At 48.0% G+C, this 17,114-nt stretch carries 16 protein-coding genes and 1 other annotated feature; all 16 genes read left to right on the plus strand.

The window, feature by feature from the left end:
* Positions 1 to 28 precede the first annotated feature (28 nt).
* The 16 genes from cysE (at position 29) to rpoC (ending at position 16,998) form a co-directional block, all read left to right on the plus strand.
* Positions 29 to 691 carry a serine O-acetyltransferase gene (cysE, locus tag L1N85_RS17565; protein ID WP_235240372.1) on the plus strand — a complete coding sequence of 221 codons (663 nt, stop codon included), beginning with the start codon at positions 29 to 31 and terminating at the stop codon, positions 689 to 691.
* The gene (gene cysS, locus L1N85_RS17570) at positions 688 to 2,130 is read left to right on the plus strand and encodes a cysteine--tRNA ligase (RefSeq protein WP_235240373.1); all 1,443 of its coding nucleotides are present in this window, start codon (positions 688 to 690) and stop codon (positions 2,128 to 2,130) included. Before cysE ends, cysS begins: the two co-directional genes overlap by 4 nt.
* A complete protein-coding gene (locus tag L1N85_RS17575) occupies positions 2,127 to 2,555 on the plus strand; it encodes a Mini-ribonuclease 3 (RefSeq protein ID WP_235240374.1) in 429 nt (142 codons plus the stop codon). Before cysS ends, L1N85_RS17575 begins: the two co-directional genes overlap by 4 nt.
* A gap of 35 nt (positions 2,556 to 2,590) precedes the next feature.
* Complete coding sequence (gene rlmB, locus L1N85_RS17580; RefSeq protein ID WP_235240375.1) at positions 2,591 to 3,346, plus strand: 23S rRNA (guanosine(2251)-2'-O)-methyltransferase RlmB; 756 nt, start codon at positions 2,591 to 2,593, stop codon at positions 3,344 to 3,346.
* 3 nt (positions 3,347 to 3,349) lie between these two features.
* On the plus strand, positions 3,350 to 3,874 hold the full coding sequence (locus tag L1N85_RS17585; protein ID WP_235240376.1) for an NYN domain-containing protein: 525 nt from the start codon (positions 3,350 to 3,352) through the stop codon (positions 3,872 to 3,874).
* Positions 3,875 to 4,158: 284 nt separating this feature from the next.
* The gene (sigH, locus tag L1N85_RS17590) at positions 4,159 to 4,809 is read left to right on the plus strand and encodes an RNA polymerase sporulation sigma factor SigH (RefSeq protein ID WP_235240377.1); all 651 of its coding nucleotides are present in this window, start codon (positions 4,159 to 4,161) and stop codon (positions 4,807 to 4,809) included.
* A 315-nt stretch (positions 4,810 to 5,124) separates the two neighbouring features.
* Positions 5,125 to 5,274 carry a 50S ribosomal protein L33 gene (rpmG, locus tag L1N85_RS17595; protein ID WP_028609674.1) on the plus strand — a complete coding sequence of 50 codons (150 nt, stop codon included), beginning with the start codon at positions 5,125 to 5,127 and terminating at the stop codon, positions 5,272 to 5,274.
* Between the two features lie 18 nt (positions 5,275 to 5,292).
* Positions 5,293 to 5,502 carry a preprotein translocase subunit SecE gene (gene secE, locus L1N85_RS17600; RefSeq protein WP_056636022.1) on the plus strand — a complete coding sequence of 70 codons (210 nt, stop codon included), beginning with the start codon at positions 5,293 to 5,295 and terminating at the stop codon, positions 5,500 to 5,502.
* Between the two features lie 24 nt (positions 5,503 to 5,526).
* Entirely contained in the window at positions 5,527 to 6,060 is a 534-nt protein-coding gene (nusG, locus tag L1N85_RS17605) for a transcription termination/antitermination protein NusG (RefSeq protein ID WP_235240419.1), read from the plus strand.
* 120 nt (positions 6,061 to 6,180) lie between these two features.
* Positions 6,181 to 6,606, plus strand: coding sequence for a 50S ribosomal protein L11 (gene rplK / locus L1N85_RS17610; protein WP_028609671.1), 426 nt, complete (start codon positions 6,181 to 6,183; stop codon positions 6,604 to 6,606).
* Between the two features lie 134 nt (positions 6,607 to 6,740).
* Positions 6,741 to 7,433 carry a 50S ribosomal protein L1 gene (rplA, locus tag L1N85_RS17615; RefSeq protein WP_235240378.1) on the plus strand — a complete coding sequence of 231 codons (693 nt, stop codon included), beginning with the start codon at positions 6,741 to 6,743 and terminating at the stop codon, positions 7,431 to 7,433.
* Positions 7,434 to 7,446: 13 nt separating this feature from the next.
* Positions 7,447 to 7,612: a sequence feature (ribosomal protein L10 leader region), on the plus strand.
* Between the two features lie 56 nt (positions 7,613 to 7,668).
* Positions 7,669 to 8,166 carry a 50S ribosomal protein L10 gene (rplJ, locus tag L1N85_RS17620; RefSeq protein ID WP_235240379.1) on the plus strand — a complete coding sequence of 166 codons (498 nt, stop codon included), beginning with the start codon at positions 7,669 to 7,671 and terminating at the stop codon, positions 8,164 to 8,166.
* Positions 8,167 to 8,256: 90 nt separating this feature from the next.
* Positions 8,257 to 8,616, plus strand: a complete 360-nt coding sequence (rplL, locus tag L1N85_RS17625; protein ID WP_235240380.1) for a 50S ribosomal protein L7/L12 — start codon at positions 8,257 to 8,259, stop codon at positions 8,614 to 8,616.
* A 128-nt stretch (positions 8,617 to 8,744) separates the two neighbouring features.
* Positions 8,745 to 9,344 carry a class I SAM-dependent methyltransferase gene (locus tag L1N85_RS17630; RefSeq protein ID WP_235240381.1) on the plus strand — a complete coding sequence of 200 codons (600 nt, stop codon included), beginning with the start codon at positions 8,745 to 8,747 and terminating at the stop codon, positions 9,342 to 9,344.
* A gap of 384 nt (positions 9,345 to 9,728) precedes the next feature.
* Positions 9,729 to 13,277, plus strand: a complete 3,549-nt coding sequence (gene rpoB, locus L1N85_RS17635; RefSeq protein WP_235240382.1) for a DNA-directed RNA polymerase subunit beta — start codon at positions 9,729 to 9,731, stop codon at positions 13,275 to 13,277.
* Positions 13,278 to 13,371: 94 nt separating this feature from the next.
* A complete protein-coding gene (gene rpoC / locus L1N85_RS17640) occupies positions 13,372 to 16,998 on the plus strand; it encodes a DNA-directed RNA polymerase subunit beta' (RefSeq protein ID WP_328285239.1) in 3,627 nt (1,208 codons plus the stop codon).
* Positions 16,999 to 17,114 lie beyond the last annotated feature (116 nt).

Here is a 17,114-nt window from a genome sequence, read left to right on the forward strand (position 1 = left end):
TAGAGCGCATGGAAAAGGAGTCTTGACTATGTTTCGCCATTTTCGTTCGGACATACAGGCGGTATTCGAGAATGACCCGGCTGCCCGCAGCCGCTTTGAGGTCGTTTTCACTTATTCTGGCTTGCACGCCATTTGGGCTCACCGTGTCGCCCACCCCTTATACCGTAAAGGCTGGTACACGCTGGCGCGTATGATATCGCAGGTGAGCCGCTTCATGACGGGCATCGAAATACACCCGGGCGCCCGCATCGGCGATCGGCTGTTCATTGACCACGGGATGGGTGTCGTTATAGGGGAAACCTGCGAAATCGGAGACGATGTCGTTATTTATCAGGGAGTTACGCTTGGAGGCACGGGCAAGGAGAAAGGTAAGCGCCATCCGACAATTGGCAATAATGTGGTTATTGGATCCGGCGCCAAGGTGCTTGGCTCTTTCAGCGTAGGCGATTATTCGAATATTGGGTCAAATGCTGTAGTGCTGCGCGAGGTGCCGATGAATTGTACGGTAGTTGGTAATCCGGGACGCGTCGTGAAGCGGGACGGCCAGCGCGTAGGTGATCGGCTTGATCATACGCAGCTGCCAGATCCGGTTATCGAAATGTTCCGTACGATGCAGAAGGAAATTGATGATTTGAAAACCGAGCTGGGAAAGCTTCGGGAACCTGTAGCTGGAGGAGATTTGCGAAAATGACAGTAACGATATATAACACGATCTCGAGATTGAAAGAGCCGTTCGAGCCGCAGGAGCCGGGCAAGGTTAAAATGTACGTTTGCGGACCGACCGTTTATGACTATATTCATATTGGCAATGCACGGCCGGTTATTTTTTTCGATGTGGTTCGAAGATATTTAGAAGACGTCGGGAATGAGGTTCAATACGTCGTAAACTTCACGGACGTCGACGATAAGCTCATTCGCAAAGCGGAGCAGCTTGGCACGACGGTGCCTGAGGTAGCGGAAAAGTTCATAGCCGCGTTTTATGACGATATCGAATCGCTGGGCGTTCACAAAGCAACGTTGAATCCGCGAGTCACCGATCATATTCCGCAAATCGTCGCGTTTATTCAAGGCTTGGTGGACAAAGGCTACGCTTATACAAGCGAAGGCGACGTTTATTTCCGGACCTCCGAGTTTGCCGATTACGGCAAGCTGTCGCATCAGAATATCGAAGAGCTCCAGTTCGGTATCCGCGTAGAGGTTGGCGACCGTAAGGAGAGTCAGCAGGATTTCGTTCTATGGAAGGGCGCTAAGCCGGGGGAAGTAAAGTGGGATAGCCCATTTGGTGAAGGCCGCCCCGGCTGGCATATCGAGTGCTCGGCCATGGCGCGGACTTACCTCGGCGATACGCTGGACATTCACGGCGGCGGTCATGATTTGCAGTTTCCGCATCATGAATGCGAGGTTGCCCAGTCGGAGGCGCTCACGGGCAAGCCGCTGGCGAACTATTGGATGCATAACGGATATATTCATATCAATAATGAGAAAATGTCAAAATCGCTCGGAAACGGCATTACGGTAAATGAGCTGGTGAAGCGGGTTAAGCCGCATGCGATTCGTTACTTTATGCTCGCGACGCATTACCGCAGTCCGCTTAACTTTAGCGACGACACCCTAGAGCAGGCAGAAAACAGCGTGGAGAGGATTGCAAATTGCGCTGCTACTTTGAAGCATAGATTAACGGCTGCCGGCGGCGGGCAGGCTGCTTCGGAACAAAGCGGGAACGGGCTGCTCTCGTCTGGCGATGACGCGCTTGATGCGAGACTGAATGAGATAAACGAGCAATACCATGCAAAAATGAGCGACGATTTCAGTACGCCGGATGCGATTACCGCTGTTTTTGAATTGGTGGCAGAGGCCAATCAGTATATGAACCGTGCCGACGCTTCCATAGGGGGGCTTCGCGCTCTGCTTGCTCTTCTGGAGCGAATGGACGCGGTGCTGGGCTTGCTGCCCGTGCAGCAGGCTTCTGATGAACTGCTGGATGCCGACATCGAACAGCTCATCGTGGAGAGAACGGAAGCGCGCCAAGCGAAAAATTGGGCCAGAGCCGATGAAATCCGCGATTTGCTCATTGAGAAAGAAATAATACTTGAGGATACTCCGCAGGGTATCCGCTGGCGGCGCAAATGAGTGAACACATCGATTCAAAAGCCTTGTTATTTCATTTGCCTGCCAAAAATCCTCAGCTAATGAACCCTGTCGTGCTCGCCTATATGGGGGATGCGGTATTTGAACTGCTCGTAAGACAATATTTAATTTCGCTGCCGAATCAAAAGTCGAATCATCTGCATCGTGAAGCGACCAAGCTCGTTTCGGCCAAAGGGCAGCGAAAAATTTTGGAGCGATGGCAGCCGTATTTATCGGAGGAAGAGGCGGACATCGTCCGCCGGGGCCGCAATTCGAAATCCGGCGCCCCTCCTAAAAATGCAGACCATGCCGACTATCGAATGGCAACGGCATTAGAGAGCTTAGTCGGTTATCTATTTTATGAAGGCCGAACGGAACGATTGAATGAATTATTGGTGATTGCGCTTAACGGAGAAGGACAAGCTTAACAGACAAGTTCCGCACATAACTAGGAGGATATCCAATGACAGAAGAAACGAATCAGGAGGAAATCATCGCCGGGAAACACCCTGTACTTGAGGCGCTGCGTTCCGGACGCGAATTAAATAAAATATGGATTGCCGACGGCGCGCAGAAAAGCCTGACGCAGCCCATCGTTGCGGAAGCGAAGAAGCAGGGCATCGTCGTGCAATTTGTCGACAAAAGAAAGCTCGACGGCTTAGCCCCCGGCGTTACGCATCAAGGCGTAGTCGCACAAGCAGCGGCTTTTGCCTATGTGGAAGTGGAAGAGCTTCTTGAGAGAGCCGGAAAGCTTGGTGAAACGCCGTTTCTGCTTCTGCTTGACGAAATTGAGGATCCCCACAATTTAGGCTCGATACTGCGGACGGCTGAATGTACGGGCGTACACGGCGTCATTATCCCGAAGCGCCGTTCAGCAGGGTTAACCGCCACCGTTCTGAAGACATCGGCAGGCGCCGCGGAGCATGTGCCGGTTGCGCGGGTCACAAACCTGGCGCAAACGATCGATAAGCTTAAAGAAGCGGGCGTATGGGTAGCGGGTACTGATGTCAGCGCTTCACAGGATGTCTACAAAATGAAGTTTGATATGCCGCTTGCCATCGTGATCGGAAATGAGAGCAAAGGAATGGGAAGGCTGATTAAGGAAAAATGCGACTTTCTTGTAAAGCTTCCAATGTTAGGCCAATTAAATTCACTTAATGCATCCGTCGCAGCCGGCGTACTGATGTATGAAGTTGTTCGGCAGCGTAGGAGTGTATAGGGCATGAACCGGCGCGACGATATTTTGTTAGTCGACGGATATAACATGATTGGAGCCTGGCCGGTGCTCGAGAAGCTGAAGGAACATGATTTGGAGGACGCCCGCGATAAGCTGTTGGATATGCTGGCGGACTATCAGGGATTCACGGGAATGCAGGTGTATGTCGTGTTTGACGCGCATCAGGTACCCGGGCTCGGTGCCACCTATCGACATCATAAGCTGACAATTGTATACACGAAAGAGAAGGAGACGGCTGACGAATGTATTGAACGCCTTTGTTCGGAGCTGTTCGTCAGACGTAGAAATATCTATGTAGCAACCTCTGATTTAGTGGAGCAGCACGTGGCGTTCGGCAAGGGGGCTCTTCGCGTATCCGCTCGAGAGCTTCTAATCGATATCGGCCAAAACCGTAAAAACATCGAGCAATCGCTGCGCGAGGAGAAGCCGGGAAAGCGCAATCCGGTAGACGGGATTATCAGTCTCGAGGTTCGCAGTCAGCTGGAGAGGCTGCGCCGAGGAGAAAAATAAGGGGAAATGGACAAGAGAAGCTTTTTTTCGAGCGGTAAACGGCATGCCACAAAGTTACATTTTTACTATTAAATCTATTATTTATGAAGGAGCGCTTGGTTGACGTTGCAAGGTTACATAATGTATACTGACTCTATGTTTCTTGAAATATAAGATTCTATCAGGTTCCTTCTATAGATATGCTTATATTTCTCCGCGAAACGAGCTTTTGCCGCCGGCGGGCGGTGTCAGCCGTTTACGCTTGAATCTAGCGGTGTACGCCTTGCAGGCCGGAGGGATTGTTCGTGAGTATCGACCTCAAAGAATGGAGTACGCTTGAGTATGACAGCAGTACGGACGAGGACATCGTTGAAGCGGTCCGCAATGGCGACAGCATAGCGTTGGAATATTTGATAAATAAGTATAAGAATTTTGTGAGAGCCAAAGCTCGCTCCTACTTTCTTATCGGTGCGGATCGTGAAGATATCGTACAGGAGGGTATGATTGGTCTTTATAAAGCAATTCGCGATTTTAAAGGGGACAAGCTTGCTAGCTTTAAAGCCTTCGCCGAATTGTGCATAACGAGGCAAATTATTACCGCCATCAAAACAGCCACGCGTCAAAAGCACATTCCGCTTAATTCCTACGTATCGCTCGATAAGCCCATCTATGATGAAGATTCGGATCGCACGCTGCTGGATGTTATATGCGGCACGCGGGTTTCCGATCCTGAGGAGCTTATTATTAATCAAGAAGAGTTTGTAGGATTAGAAGATAAGATGTCCGAAATCTTGAGCGACCTTGAACGCAAGGTGCTCATGCTCTACCTGGACGGAAGATCATATCAGGAAATTGCCGTAGATCTGGACAGACATGTGAAATCAATTGATAATGCTCTGCAGCGCGTGAAGCGCAAGCTGGAACGTTATTTGGAAGTCAGAGACATTAGCGGTTAACCGCAACCATACAGAAATCAACGTAGCGAAGGGCTGTATTTCATCTGGCCGTTTCAAGATGGAATATGCAGTCCTTTTGTGTTTTAAAAGGGCGCAAGCAGACTATACTGATAGAAACGAGTCCGATGTCGCATTTGCTGCCAATTATTTGCAGGCTATACACTATCTTTTACATTGACATCAAAAATACACTATGATAAAGTGTTTAGGTAGGCCTGAAATCGAGGTTTTTTTTCGTTTTGGCGTCTGAATCAATGCTCTTTCATATAGAGTTTCATGATTCGTATTTTGTAGCAGTTCGGGAGGTGTAATTCAATGCGGGTTATTATCACGTTGGCATGCACAAACTGCAAACAGAGAAACTATGCGAGCACCAAGAACAAGCGCAATCACCCCGACCGCATCGAGTTGAAGAAGTTTTGCAAGTTCTGTAACGAGCAGACTCCTCATCGCGAGACGAGATAGTCAACTGGAGGTGTGACCGTGGCATTTTTGGCTAAACTGAAGCAAGGCTTTGGTACAACGTTTAGTTTTTTTGCCGACAGCTGGGCAGAACTGAAGAAGGTTCGCTGGCCAAGCCGTAAAGAGTTGACAAGCTATTCGATCGTGGTTTTGCTTACGATCACGTTTGTGACGATTTACTTTTGGCTTCTTGACATCGGAATCTCGTCTCTGGTTGAACTCATTGTTTAAGAAGGGACCAAAGGTGGATTTATGATGGAAAAAAGATGGTACGTCGTGCATACTTACTCCGGCTATGAGAACAAGGTGAAAGCCAATTTGGAGCGTCGCGTTGAATCGATGGGCATGGAAGACAAAATTTTCCGTGTGCTTGTTCCTATGGAAGATGAAGTGGTAGAGAAGGACGGTAAGAAGAAGACTGTCCAGCGCAAGGTCTACCCCGGCTATGTTCTTGTGGAAATGGTTCAAACCGACGATTCTTGGTACGTTGTTCGTAATACGCCTGGCGTGACAGGGTTTGTAGGATCAACTGGATCCGGTTCAAAGCCGACTCCTTTATTGCCTGACGAGGTCGAACAGATCTTGAAGCACATGGGCATGGAAGAGCCGAAGCCGAAGATTGAGTTCGACTTGAAGGAAACCGTTCGCGTCAAAGTAGGTCCTTTTGCTGATTTCGTTGGAACAGTAGAAGAAATTTTGCTGGAAAAAGCGAAGCTCAAGGTTCATGTGAACATGTTTGGCAGGGAGACCCCGCTTGAGCTGGATTATACTCAAGTGGAAAAGATATAATTTCCGGTTTCCAGATTCATCGGATCGTTCCGGTGAAAGCTTTTTCGCTGAATAGCAATACGCCTAATGGCTGTATATGCTGTTTACGCGTGGATTAATGAGTAAGGAGGTGTGTCAGGCATGGCAAAAAAGGTCATTAAAATGGTCAAATTGCAAGTTCCTGCAGGTAAAGCAAACCCAGCGCCGCCAATCGGTCCAGCACTAGGTCAAGCAGGCGTTAACATCATGGCGTTTTGTAAAGAGTTTAACGCTCGTACCGCAGATCAAGCAGGCTTGATTATTCCAGTTGTTATTACAGTCTTTGAAGACCGTTCCTTCACATTCGAAACAAAAACGCCGCCGGCAGCAGTATTGCTTCGCGTCGCAGCTGGAATCGAAAAAGGTTCAGGCGAACCGAACAAGAAGAAGGTCGCTACTGTAAAACGTGACAAAGTTCGCGAAATCGCTGAGCAAAAAATGCCCGATCTAAACGCAGCTTCTGTAGAAGCGGCAATGCGTATGGTAGAAGGTACTGCTCGCAGCATGGGCGTAACTATTGTTGACTAATGTCGCTTCGCCCACCGGGGCGAACGAATAGAGCCTGCCGAAAGGCGGTTCGATTTGCAAAGTTTCGACTTTGCAAGTGGGAGGATCATTCCTAGGAGGATTTTCCGCTACAACCACATAAGGAGGATTATACAATGGCTAAACACGGCAAGAAATATGTAGAAGCTGCTAAGCTGATTGACAGCGAAGCAACATACGAGCCTTTGGAAGCGATCGAGCTTGTTAAGAAGGCTGCGACAGCTAAATTCGACGAATCTGTTGAAGTAGCAGTTCGTTTGGGTGTAGACCCTCGTAAACAAGACCAAGCGGTTCGTGGCGTAGTGGTACTGCCGCACGGTACTGGTAAAACTAAACGCGTTCTCGTTTTCGCAAAAGGCGAAAAAGTGAAAGAAGCGGAAGCTGCTGGCGCTGACTTCGTTGGCGATGCAGACATGATCAACAAAATCCAACAAGGCTGGTTCGAATTCGACGTTTGCGTAGCAACGCCGGACATGATGGCTGAAGTTGGTAAACTTGGACGTATTCTCGGTGGTAAAGGCTTGATGCCTAACCCGAAAGCTGGTACAGTAACATTCGATGTTACTAAAGCCGTTCAAGAAATCAAAGCCGGTAAGATTGAATACCGTCTTGATAAAGCAGGTCAAATCCACGCTCCAATCGGAAAAGTATCGTTCGATGCTGAGAAGCTGAACGAGAACCTCAAAGCTTTGGTAGACGCGCTGAACCGTGCGAAACCGGCTGCAGCTAAAGGGATTTACCTGAAAAACATCGCCGTTTCTTCGACAATGGGCCCTGGCGCGCGTGTATCGACAGCGAACTATCGCTAATAGAAACGGAACTGACATTCGAATACGCATACCGTAGACAGTAGGTGCCTTTAGGCTTAATTTCCTACCGAGGTGTTATGATAAAACGTTTGTAAGCAACATTCGATCCTTTGGGATTGATGCGCGATAACGACATCATGGCCTTCGCAGTGTCTGCGAAGGCCTTTCTCATGCATCGAGGCGTGGAAAGCCCGTCGTATTAACGGAATGTATACTATTACGGGAGGTGTACAGTTTGGCTAACGCAAATATCATCCAAGAGAAACAAGAGGCGGTTCAAGTAATCGCTGCTAAAATCGCTGAGAGCTCCAGCACAGTAGTTGCTGACTATCGTGGATTGAACGTTGCGCAAGTAACTGAACTTCGGAAACAACTTCGTGAAGCAGGAATTGATTTTCAAGTTTTGAAAAACTCGCTCGTTCGCCGTGCAACGGAAGGTACGGATTATGTTGAATTGAATAACATTCTGACAGGTCCTACAGCTATTGCATTCAGCAAAGACGATGCTATTGCTCCAGCAAAAATTTTGAACGATTTTGCAAAGAAGAATGACGCCTTGAAACTTAAAGGCGGTATTGTTGAAGGTAAAGTCGTTAGCATGGAAGAAGTTAAAGCACTTGCGGAGCTTCCATCCCGCGATGGTTTACTCTCTATGCTCCTCAGCGTATTGCAAGCTCCAATGCGCAACTTCGCGCTTGCGGTTAAAGCAGTCGGCGAGAAACAAGAAGCTTAATAATCAACAACCATGTGTTGTAACGGTTTGGCTCAGGCCAGCCATATAAACAAACCAAAAAAAATAAACCCAACTTTCGGAGGTATAACCATGTCTAAAGAGCAAATCTTAGAAGCCATTAAAGTTATGACCGTTCTTGAACTGAACGACCTTGTAAAAGCAATCGAAGAAGAATTTGGCGTAACAGCTGCAGCTCCAGTTGCAGCAGGCGGCGCTGCAGTAGCTGTTGAAGCTGAGCAATCCGAATTCGACGTAATCCTTAACAGCCCTGGCGCTTCCAAAATCAACGTAATCAAAGTTGTTCGCGAAATTACAGGTCTTGGCCTGAAAGAAGCGAAAGACTTGGTTGACAGCGCTCCTAAAGCAATCAAAGAAAAAGTGGCTAAAGAAGAAGCTGAAGCAGTTGCAGCTAAACTTACTGAAGCTGGCGCTTCCGTAGAAGTTAAGTAATATTGCGTCAATAGAATACAGTCATTCATGAGAAAGAGTTGTGAATCGGCTGACGAGCCCCTTGAAACGTCAGGTTTCAAGGGGTTCGTTGTATGTTCAACGATAAGCGACGGCGGGAGGGATGGATTATGTCGAATCATTATTACTCCCAGAGCCCGGACGTGAAGCATAATCGTCACGTTCATGAAGTATCTCTGCGAGGAATTTCTTTTCGATTTGTGACAGATGCCGGCGTTTTTTCAAAGTCTGGTGTCGATTATGGAAGTCGGGTTTTAATAGACGCATTAGAACTTGAAGCATATGCTAACGTGTTAGATGTCGGCTGCGGTTATGGCCCTATAGGACTGACGGCCGCTAAGCTCGCTCCGCAAGGGAAAGTTACGATGATCGATATTAACGAGCGGGCAGTAGAACTGTCGCGAGAGAATGCTGAGTTAAACGGGATTTCGAACGTGACTGTTTTTCAGAGCGATGTCTACGAAGCAGTTAAGTCTATGAGGTTTAATACGATCATTACGAATCCGCCGATCCGCGCAGGCAAATCGGTAGTCCATCAGATTTTTGAGGAGGGCTATCAATTGCTGGAGCGTGGAGGCAGCATGTGGGTCGTCATCCAGAAGAAGCAAGGAGCGCCTTCCGCTGAAGCAAAGCTGAAAGCGTTGTTTGGAGAAGTAGAAGAAGTAACGAAGGACAAAGGCTATCGGATTTTCAGAGCTGTAAAAGATTAGAATATGAAACAAAAGATATTTTGAAAATTTCTTTGAAAATCTTCCGAAATTTATTGACTTGACTTTTTGAATATGGTAATATTATTAAATGTCAGCATTAAATTGGGCTCAATCTCTTTAGTTAACTAAAATGTCAAGTGTGATTTTTGAGCGCGGAATGCATAAAAATAATACATTTGACGTATAATGTTTACGTTTTGGGCAAAATTACATGATATGAGACTATCGCGTCCGCGCTGCGATCGGTTAACTGCCGGAACATGCTCTTTTTTCGAACTATTCGATAAGGGCTTTTCTTTATTTGACTATATAGGCGGCTGGTTCCGACTATGGTGACGCAGTAAGTATCGATGCTGTGATACAGACATGAGGGGTGAGGTTAAGTTGGCAGGACAACTTGTTCAGTATGGTCGGCGCGCGCGCAGAAGCTACGCCAGGATCAACGAGGTGCTGGAAGTCCCGAACCTGATTGAAATCCAACAAAAATCGTATGAGAAGTTTTTGGAAAGCGACTTGATTGAGTTGTTCCAAGACATTTCTCCGATTTCGGACTTTACGGGCAATCTATCGCTTGAGTTTATCGACTATAGCTTGGGCGAACCGAAGTACTCGGTCGATGAATCAAAAGAGCGCGACGTGACGTATGCAGCTCCTTTACGAGTTAAGGTGCGACTTTTTAACAAGGAGACCGGCGAGGTAAAGGAACAAGAAGTTTTCATGGGTGATTTCCCGCTTATGACAGAAACGGGCACGTTTATCATTAACGGGGCCGAGCGTGTCATAGTCAGCCAATTGGTTCGATCCCCAAGTGTGTACTTCAGCACGAAGGTCGATAAGAACGGGAAGAAGAATTACACAGCAACGGTTATACCTAACCGCGGCGCTTGGCTGGAGCTTGAAACAGATGCCAAAGATATTATTTACGTTCGTATTGACCGGACCCGGAAAATACCGGTAACGGTGCTTTTGCGTTCGCTTGGTTTCGGTACAGACGCAGAAATCCTAGAGCTGCTTGGCCACGATGAGTACATTCGCAATACGCTAGATAAGGACAATACGGATTCGACCGAGAAAGCGCTGATCGAAATTTATGAGCGTCTTCGTCCGGGTGAGCCTCCGACTCTGGATAATGCGAAGAGCTTGCTGGTAGCACGCTTCTTTGATCCGAAACGATATGACTTGGCCAACGTTGGCCGTTACAAAATAAACAAGAAGCTGCACATTAAGAATCGTTTGTTCAATCAACGGCTTGCGGAAAACTTAATTGACCCGACAACAGGTGAAATTATCGCAGAAACCGGTCAGATGATTGATCGCCGATTGCTTGATGAAATTCTTGAGAAGCTTGAGAAGGATGTAGGCTTCAAAACGTATCATGTTGCTAACGGCGTCCTGGATGCTGATAGTATTCCACTACAAACGATTAGCGTATTCTCGCCTTATGATGAGAGTAAGGTTATTAAAGTCATTGCAAATGGAGTAATTGACAAATCCGTAAAGCATATAACGCCTGCGGACATTATTTCTTCCATTAACTACTTTATTAACCTGCTTCATGGCGTAGGCAGCACGGATGATATCGATCATCTGGGTAACCGCCGTCTGCGTTCGGTAGGCGAGCTGCTTCAAAACCAATTCCGTATCGGTTTGTCTCGTATGGAGCGCGTTGTGCGCGAGAGAATGTCCATTCAGGACGCGAATGCGATTACGCCGCAGGCGTTAATTAACATTCGTCCGGTCATAGCATCGATTAAAGAGTTTTTCGGCTCCTCACAACTCTCCCAGTTCATGGACCAGACGAATCCGCTTGCTGAGCTGACGCATAAGCGTCGTTTATCCGCACTCGGACCCGGCGGTTTGACTAGGGAACGCGCAGGCTTTGAAGTTCGAGACGTCCATCCCTCCCACTATGGGCGGATGTGCCCGATCGAGACGCCAGAGGGACCGAACATCGGTTTGATCAACTCCTTGTCTTCATTCGCGCGTATTAACGAATACGGCTTTATTGAAGCGCCGTATCGTTGGGTAGATCCGAAGACGGGCGTCGTTACTGCACAAATCGCTTATTTGACAGCCGATGAAGAGGATAACTACGTTATCGCGCAAGCGAATGCGAAGCTGAATCCTGATAATACATTCACAGAAGCGAATACGATTGTTCGTTACAATAAACAAGCCGATAATATCTTGACGATGCCGAGCGAGCGCGTTGACTACATGGATGTATCGCCTAAACAGGTTGTATCGGTTGCTACAGCGTTAATTCCATTCCTGGAAAACGATGACTCCAACCGTGCCCTCATGGGATCGAACATGCAGCGTCAAGCCGTTCCGCTTCTTATTCCGAGATCTCCGCTTGTTGGAACCGGCATGGAGCACAAGGCTGCGAAAGACTCCGGTGTTTGTGTCGTCGCGAAATACGATGGGATCATCGAGCGTTCTTCCGCGAATGAAATCTGGCTTCGCCGTGTAGAGCAAATTGACGGCAAGCCGGTAACGGGTGACTTGGTTAAACATAAGCTGCACAAGTTTATGCGTTCTAACCAAGGAACATGCATCAACCAGCGTCCGCTTGTTCGCAAAGGCGATGTTATCAAGAAAGGCGATATTCTCGCTGACGGTCCTTCTACGGAAAAGGGTGAATTGGCTCTTGGGCGCAACGTTGTCGTTGCTTTCATGACGTGGGAAGGTTACAACTACGAGGACGCCATTTTGCTTAGTGAGAAGCTTGTGAAGGAAGATGTCTATACATCTATTCACATTGAAGAATATGAGTCTGAAGCTCGTGATACGAAGCTTGGACCTGAAGAAATTACACGTGACATTCCGAACGTCGGGGAAGAGGCTCTTCGCAACTTGGATGAGCGCGGGATCATTCGTGTCGGTGCGGAAATTGGCGCTGGCGATATCCTCGTAGGTAAAGTTACGCCTAAGGGTGTTACGGAGCTTACAGCGGAAGAAAGATTACTGCATGCGATCTTCGGTGAGAAAGCTCGTGAGGTTCGCGATACATCGCTTCGAGTACCGCATGGTACCGACGGTATTGTAGTAGACGTGAAAGTGTTTACCCGTGAGAACGGCGATGAATTGCCGCCTGGCGTTAACCAATTGGTACGTGCTTATATTGCTCAGAAACGGAAAATTTCCGAGGGCGACAAAATGGCCGGACGCCATGGTAACAAAGGGGTAATCGCTCGTATCATGCCTGAAGAGGATATGCCATTCCTGCCAGACGGCACACCTGTAGAGGTTGTTCTTAACCCGCTCGGCGTTCCATCGCGGATGAACATCGGTCAAGCGCTTGAGGTTCACTTGGGTATGGCTTGCAAGCATCTTGGCATTCACGCGGCAACGCCGGTATTCGACGGCGCACGTGAGAATGACGTTTTTGATACAATGGAAGAAGCTGGTATGCAGCGTAACGGTAAAACTGTCCTGTATGACGGTCGGACAGGAGAAAATTTCGAGCGTGAGGTTACGGTTGGGGTCATGTATATGATCAAGCTGGCACACATGGTCGACGATAAAATCCATGCCCGTTCTACTGGTCCTTACTCGCTCGTTACCCAGCAGCCGCTCGGTGGTAAAGCGCAGTTCGGCGGACAGCGTTTCGGGGAGATGGAGGTATGGGCGCTTGAAGCATACGGTGCCGCATACACGCTGCAAGAGATTCTGACCGTGAAGTCCGATGACGTGGTTGGCCGCGTGAAAACGTACGAATCGATCGTTAAAGGCGAGAACGTTCCAGAACCAGGCGTTCCAGAATCTTTCAAAGTTTTGATCAAAGAGCTTCAAAGCTTAGGTATGGATGTTAAGATTCTGTCTGAGAATGAAGAAGAGATCGAAATGAAAGAAATGGACGATGAAGACGAGGCTACTGGCGATAAGCTAAACCTTAATTTAGAAGGTGCCGAAGCAGGCGCTGCTGAATAAACTAGTCGCTGAATTCTGTCTTATGGTCACGCGCCCTTGACGGAATTCAGCTGCTAGAAAGATACAGTCATACATGACGGAGGAGGGTTGCTCCTTGTTGGACGTGAACAACTTCGAGTATATGAAAATCGGTCTGGCTTCGCCGGATAAAATTCGCTCGTGGTCCCGCGGAGAAGTTAAAAAACCGGAGACAATCAACTACAGGACCTTAAAGCCGGAGAAGGAAGGACTCTTCTGCGAGAAAATTTTTGGACCTACAAAAGACTGGGAATGTCATTGCGGCAAATACAAACGCGTACGCTATAAAGGTGTTGTTTGTGACCGCTGCGGCGTTGAAGTAACTCGCGCGAAGGTTCGTCGTGAGCGTATGGGGCATATCGAGCTAGCGGCTCCTGTTTCTCATATTTGGTACTTTAAAGGAATCCCAAGCCGCATGGGTCTTGCTCTTGATATGTCTCCTCGTTCGCTTGAGGAGATCATCTATTTTGCATCCTATGTCGTAACGGATCCAGGTGATACGCCGCTTGAGAAAAAACAGCTTCTGTCCGAGAAAGAATATCGCAGCTACCGGGAGAAGTACGGGTATGGTTTCCATGCCGGTATGGGCGCCGAGGCGGTTAAGAAGCTTTTGCAAGATATCGATGTAGACAAAGAATTGGAGCAATTGAGAGAAGAGCTGCGCACAGCTCAAGGCCAACGCCGTAACCGTGCGATCAAGCGTCTTGAAGTTGTAGAAGCATTCCGCAATTCCGGTAACGAACCGGAATGGATGATTCTGGATGTGCTTCCGGTTATACCGCCGGAGCTTCGCCCGATGGTACAGCTGGACGGCGGTCGTTTCGCGACGTCTGACCTTAACGACCTCTACCGTCGTGTTATTAACCGTAATAATCGTCTGAAGCGTTTGCTTGATTTGGGCGCACCTGATATTATCGTTCAGAATGAGAAAAGGATGCTGCAGGAAGCTGTCGATGCATTGATCGATAACGGTCGTCGCGGACGTCCAGTTACGGGTCCTGGTAATCGTCCACTCAAATCCCTCAGCCATATGCTTAAGGGTAAACAAGGACGTTTCCGTCAGAATTTGCTCGGTAAACGGGTTGACTATTCCGGTCGTTCGGTTATCGTCGTAGGTCCAAACCTGAAAATGTTCCAGTGCGGCCTGCCGAAGGAAATGGCACTTGAATTGTTTAAGCCATTCGTTATGAAAGAGCTTGTAAATAAAGGTTTGGCGCATAACATTAAGAGTGCGAAACGTAAGGTAGAGCGCGTAAGCCCTGAGGTATGGGACGTTCTTGAGGAAGTCATCAAGGAACATCCGGTATTGCTTAACCGTGCCCCGACCCTTCACAGACTAGGTATTCAAGCATTTGAACCGATTTTAGTCGAGGGTCGCGCCATTAAGCTTCACCCGCTCGTATGTACAGCGTACAACGCTGACTTCGACGGTGACCAAATGGCCGTTCACGTTCCGTTATCAGCTGAAGCACAAGCGGAGGCCCGTTTGCTTATGCTTGCATCAGGTAACATTTTGAACCCGAAAGACGGTAAGCCGGTTGTAACTCCTTCACAGGATATGGTACTCGGAAGTTTCTACTTGACAATGGATAACAAAGAAGCAAAAGGCAGCGGTTCTGTATTTGGTACCATTAACGAAGCGATCTCTGCTTATCAGCGCGGTATTGTTTCCTTGCATGCGAGAATTTTTATTCCGGTTCGCGTTCTTAAGAAAACGAATTTCACCGAGCAGCAGCAAAACTCGTTACTTGTCACTACAGTAGGTAAAGTAATCTTCAATGAAATTTTCCCTGAAGATTTCCCTTACATTAACGAAGCGACGAAGACGAATCTACTGCAAGGTACGCCAGATAAATATTTTGTGTACGAAAAAGGCGCCGATCTGCCGAAATTTATGGAAGCTATCGATACGCCGGGGGCGGTAGGCAAGGACTATCTCGCACTAGTTATTGCGGAGTGCTTCCGTCAATACCACACGACGCTTACTGCGATGCTTCTTGACCGGATTAAGCAGCTTGGTTTCACTTACTCCACTAAGGCTGGTATTACGATCGGCGTAGCTGACGTTATCATCCCGAAAGAGAAAGATGAAATTATTCAAAAATCCGAAGAGAAGGTTGCCACCGTTATGAATCAATACCGCCGAGGTTTGATTACGAACGAAGAGCGCTATGACCGGATCATTGGCATATGGAGCAGATGTAAAGACGAAATCACCGATGTTCTTATGAAATCGATGGATCGTTATAACAACATCATGCTCATGGTGGATTCTAAAGCACGGGGTAACAAATCTCAAATTACACAGCTTGGCGGTATGCGTGGTCTGATGGCCAATCCATCCGGTCGTATTATCGAATTGCCTATCAAATCGAACTTCCGTGAAGGTCTTACAGTACTCGAGTACTTTATATCGACGCATGGTGCGCGGAAAGGCTTGGCAGATACAGCGCTTCGTACAGCTGACTCGGGTTACTTGACACGTCGTCTTGTCGACGTAGCACAGGACGTAATCGTTCGCGAAGACGATTGCGGCACGGACAAAGGCTTCTCTGTAAGCAAAATTCAAGACGGTAAAGAGGTTATTGAGGATCTTTACGACCGTATTGAAGGGCGCTACGCATTTGAAACGGTTCGTCATCCGAAAACAGGCGAAATTATCGTGAACCGCAGCGAATTGATCGATTCAAACAAAGCGGATGCGATCATTGATGCAGGCGTTGAGAAGCTGCAAATTCGTTCTGTTCTCAGCTGCCGTGCACGTCATGGCGTATGTAAAATTTGTTACGGTCGTAACCTGGCGACAGGTAAACATGTTGAGATTGGTGAGGCGGTAGGTATTATCGCAGCGCAATCGATCGGTGAGCCGGGAACACAGCTGACAATGCGTACGTTCCATACGGGCGGCGTTGCCGGCGATGATATCACGCAAGGTTTGCCGCGTATTCAAGAGTTGTTCGAGGCGCGTAATCCGAAAGGTCAAGCGATTATTTCCGAGCTTGATGGTGTAATCAAAGAAATTCGCGAAGCGAAAGATCGTCGTGAGATCGAAGTTCAAGGTGAAGCGGAATCGAAAGTATATGCCGTAACTTACGGTTCGCGTATTCGCGTTACGGAAGGCCAACAAATCGAGGCCGGCGATGAGCTGACTGATGGTTCGATTGACCCTAAAGATATGCTGCGTATCAAAGGTATCCGCGGTGTTCAAAACTATATCTTGCAAGAAGTACAGCGCGTTTACCGGAACCAAGGGGTAGAAATCAATGACAAGCACGTTGAAGTCATGATTAAACAAATGCTCCGGAAGATCCGGATCGTAGACGCGGGCGGTACTACATTGCTCCCAGGCGCGTTTGTCGACATTCATGAATATGAATCGCAAAACCGCACTGCGATTTTTGCAGACTTGGAGCCAGCCGTGGCCAAACCGGTATTGCTTGGTATTACGAAAGCTTCCCTTGAGACGGATTCGTTCTTATCTGCGGCATCTTTCCAAGAAACAACTCGCGTATTGACCGATGCGGCTATTAAAGGCAAAGTTGACCAGTTGCTTGGACTCAAGGAAAATGTTATTATCGGTAAGCTGATTCCAGCAGGAACGGGTATGCCGCGTTACCGGAACATTCGTTTTGCCGGCATTGAGGATGGCGTTGTCGAATTGGCAGATCTTGAGACTGAAACGGAAGCTGTAGCGATCGAATAGACCGCTTAGCGGCCTGACCTTGCTTTAAGCCGATACGAGTTTACATCGAAAGAGCGAAACATTAATCGCTTCTTCCAGAAGCGGCTAGTGCCCGCTCTTTCGCATGTTACAGAGCT

Source organism: Paenibacillus alkaliterrae, assembly GCF_021532375.1.
Lineage (GTDB): Bacteria > Bacillota > Bacilli > Paenibacillales > Paenibacillaceae > Pristimantibacillus > Pristimantibacillus alkaliterrae.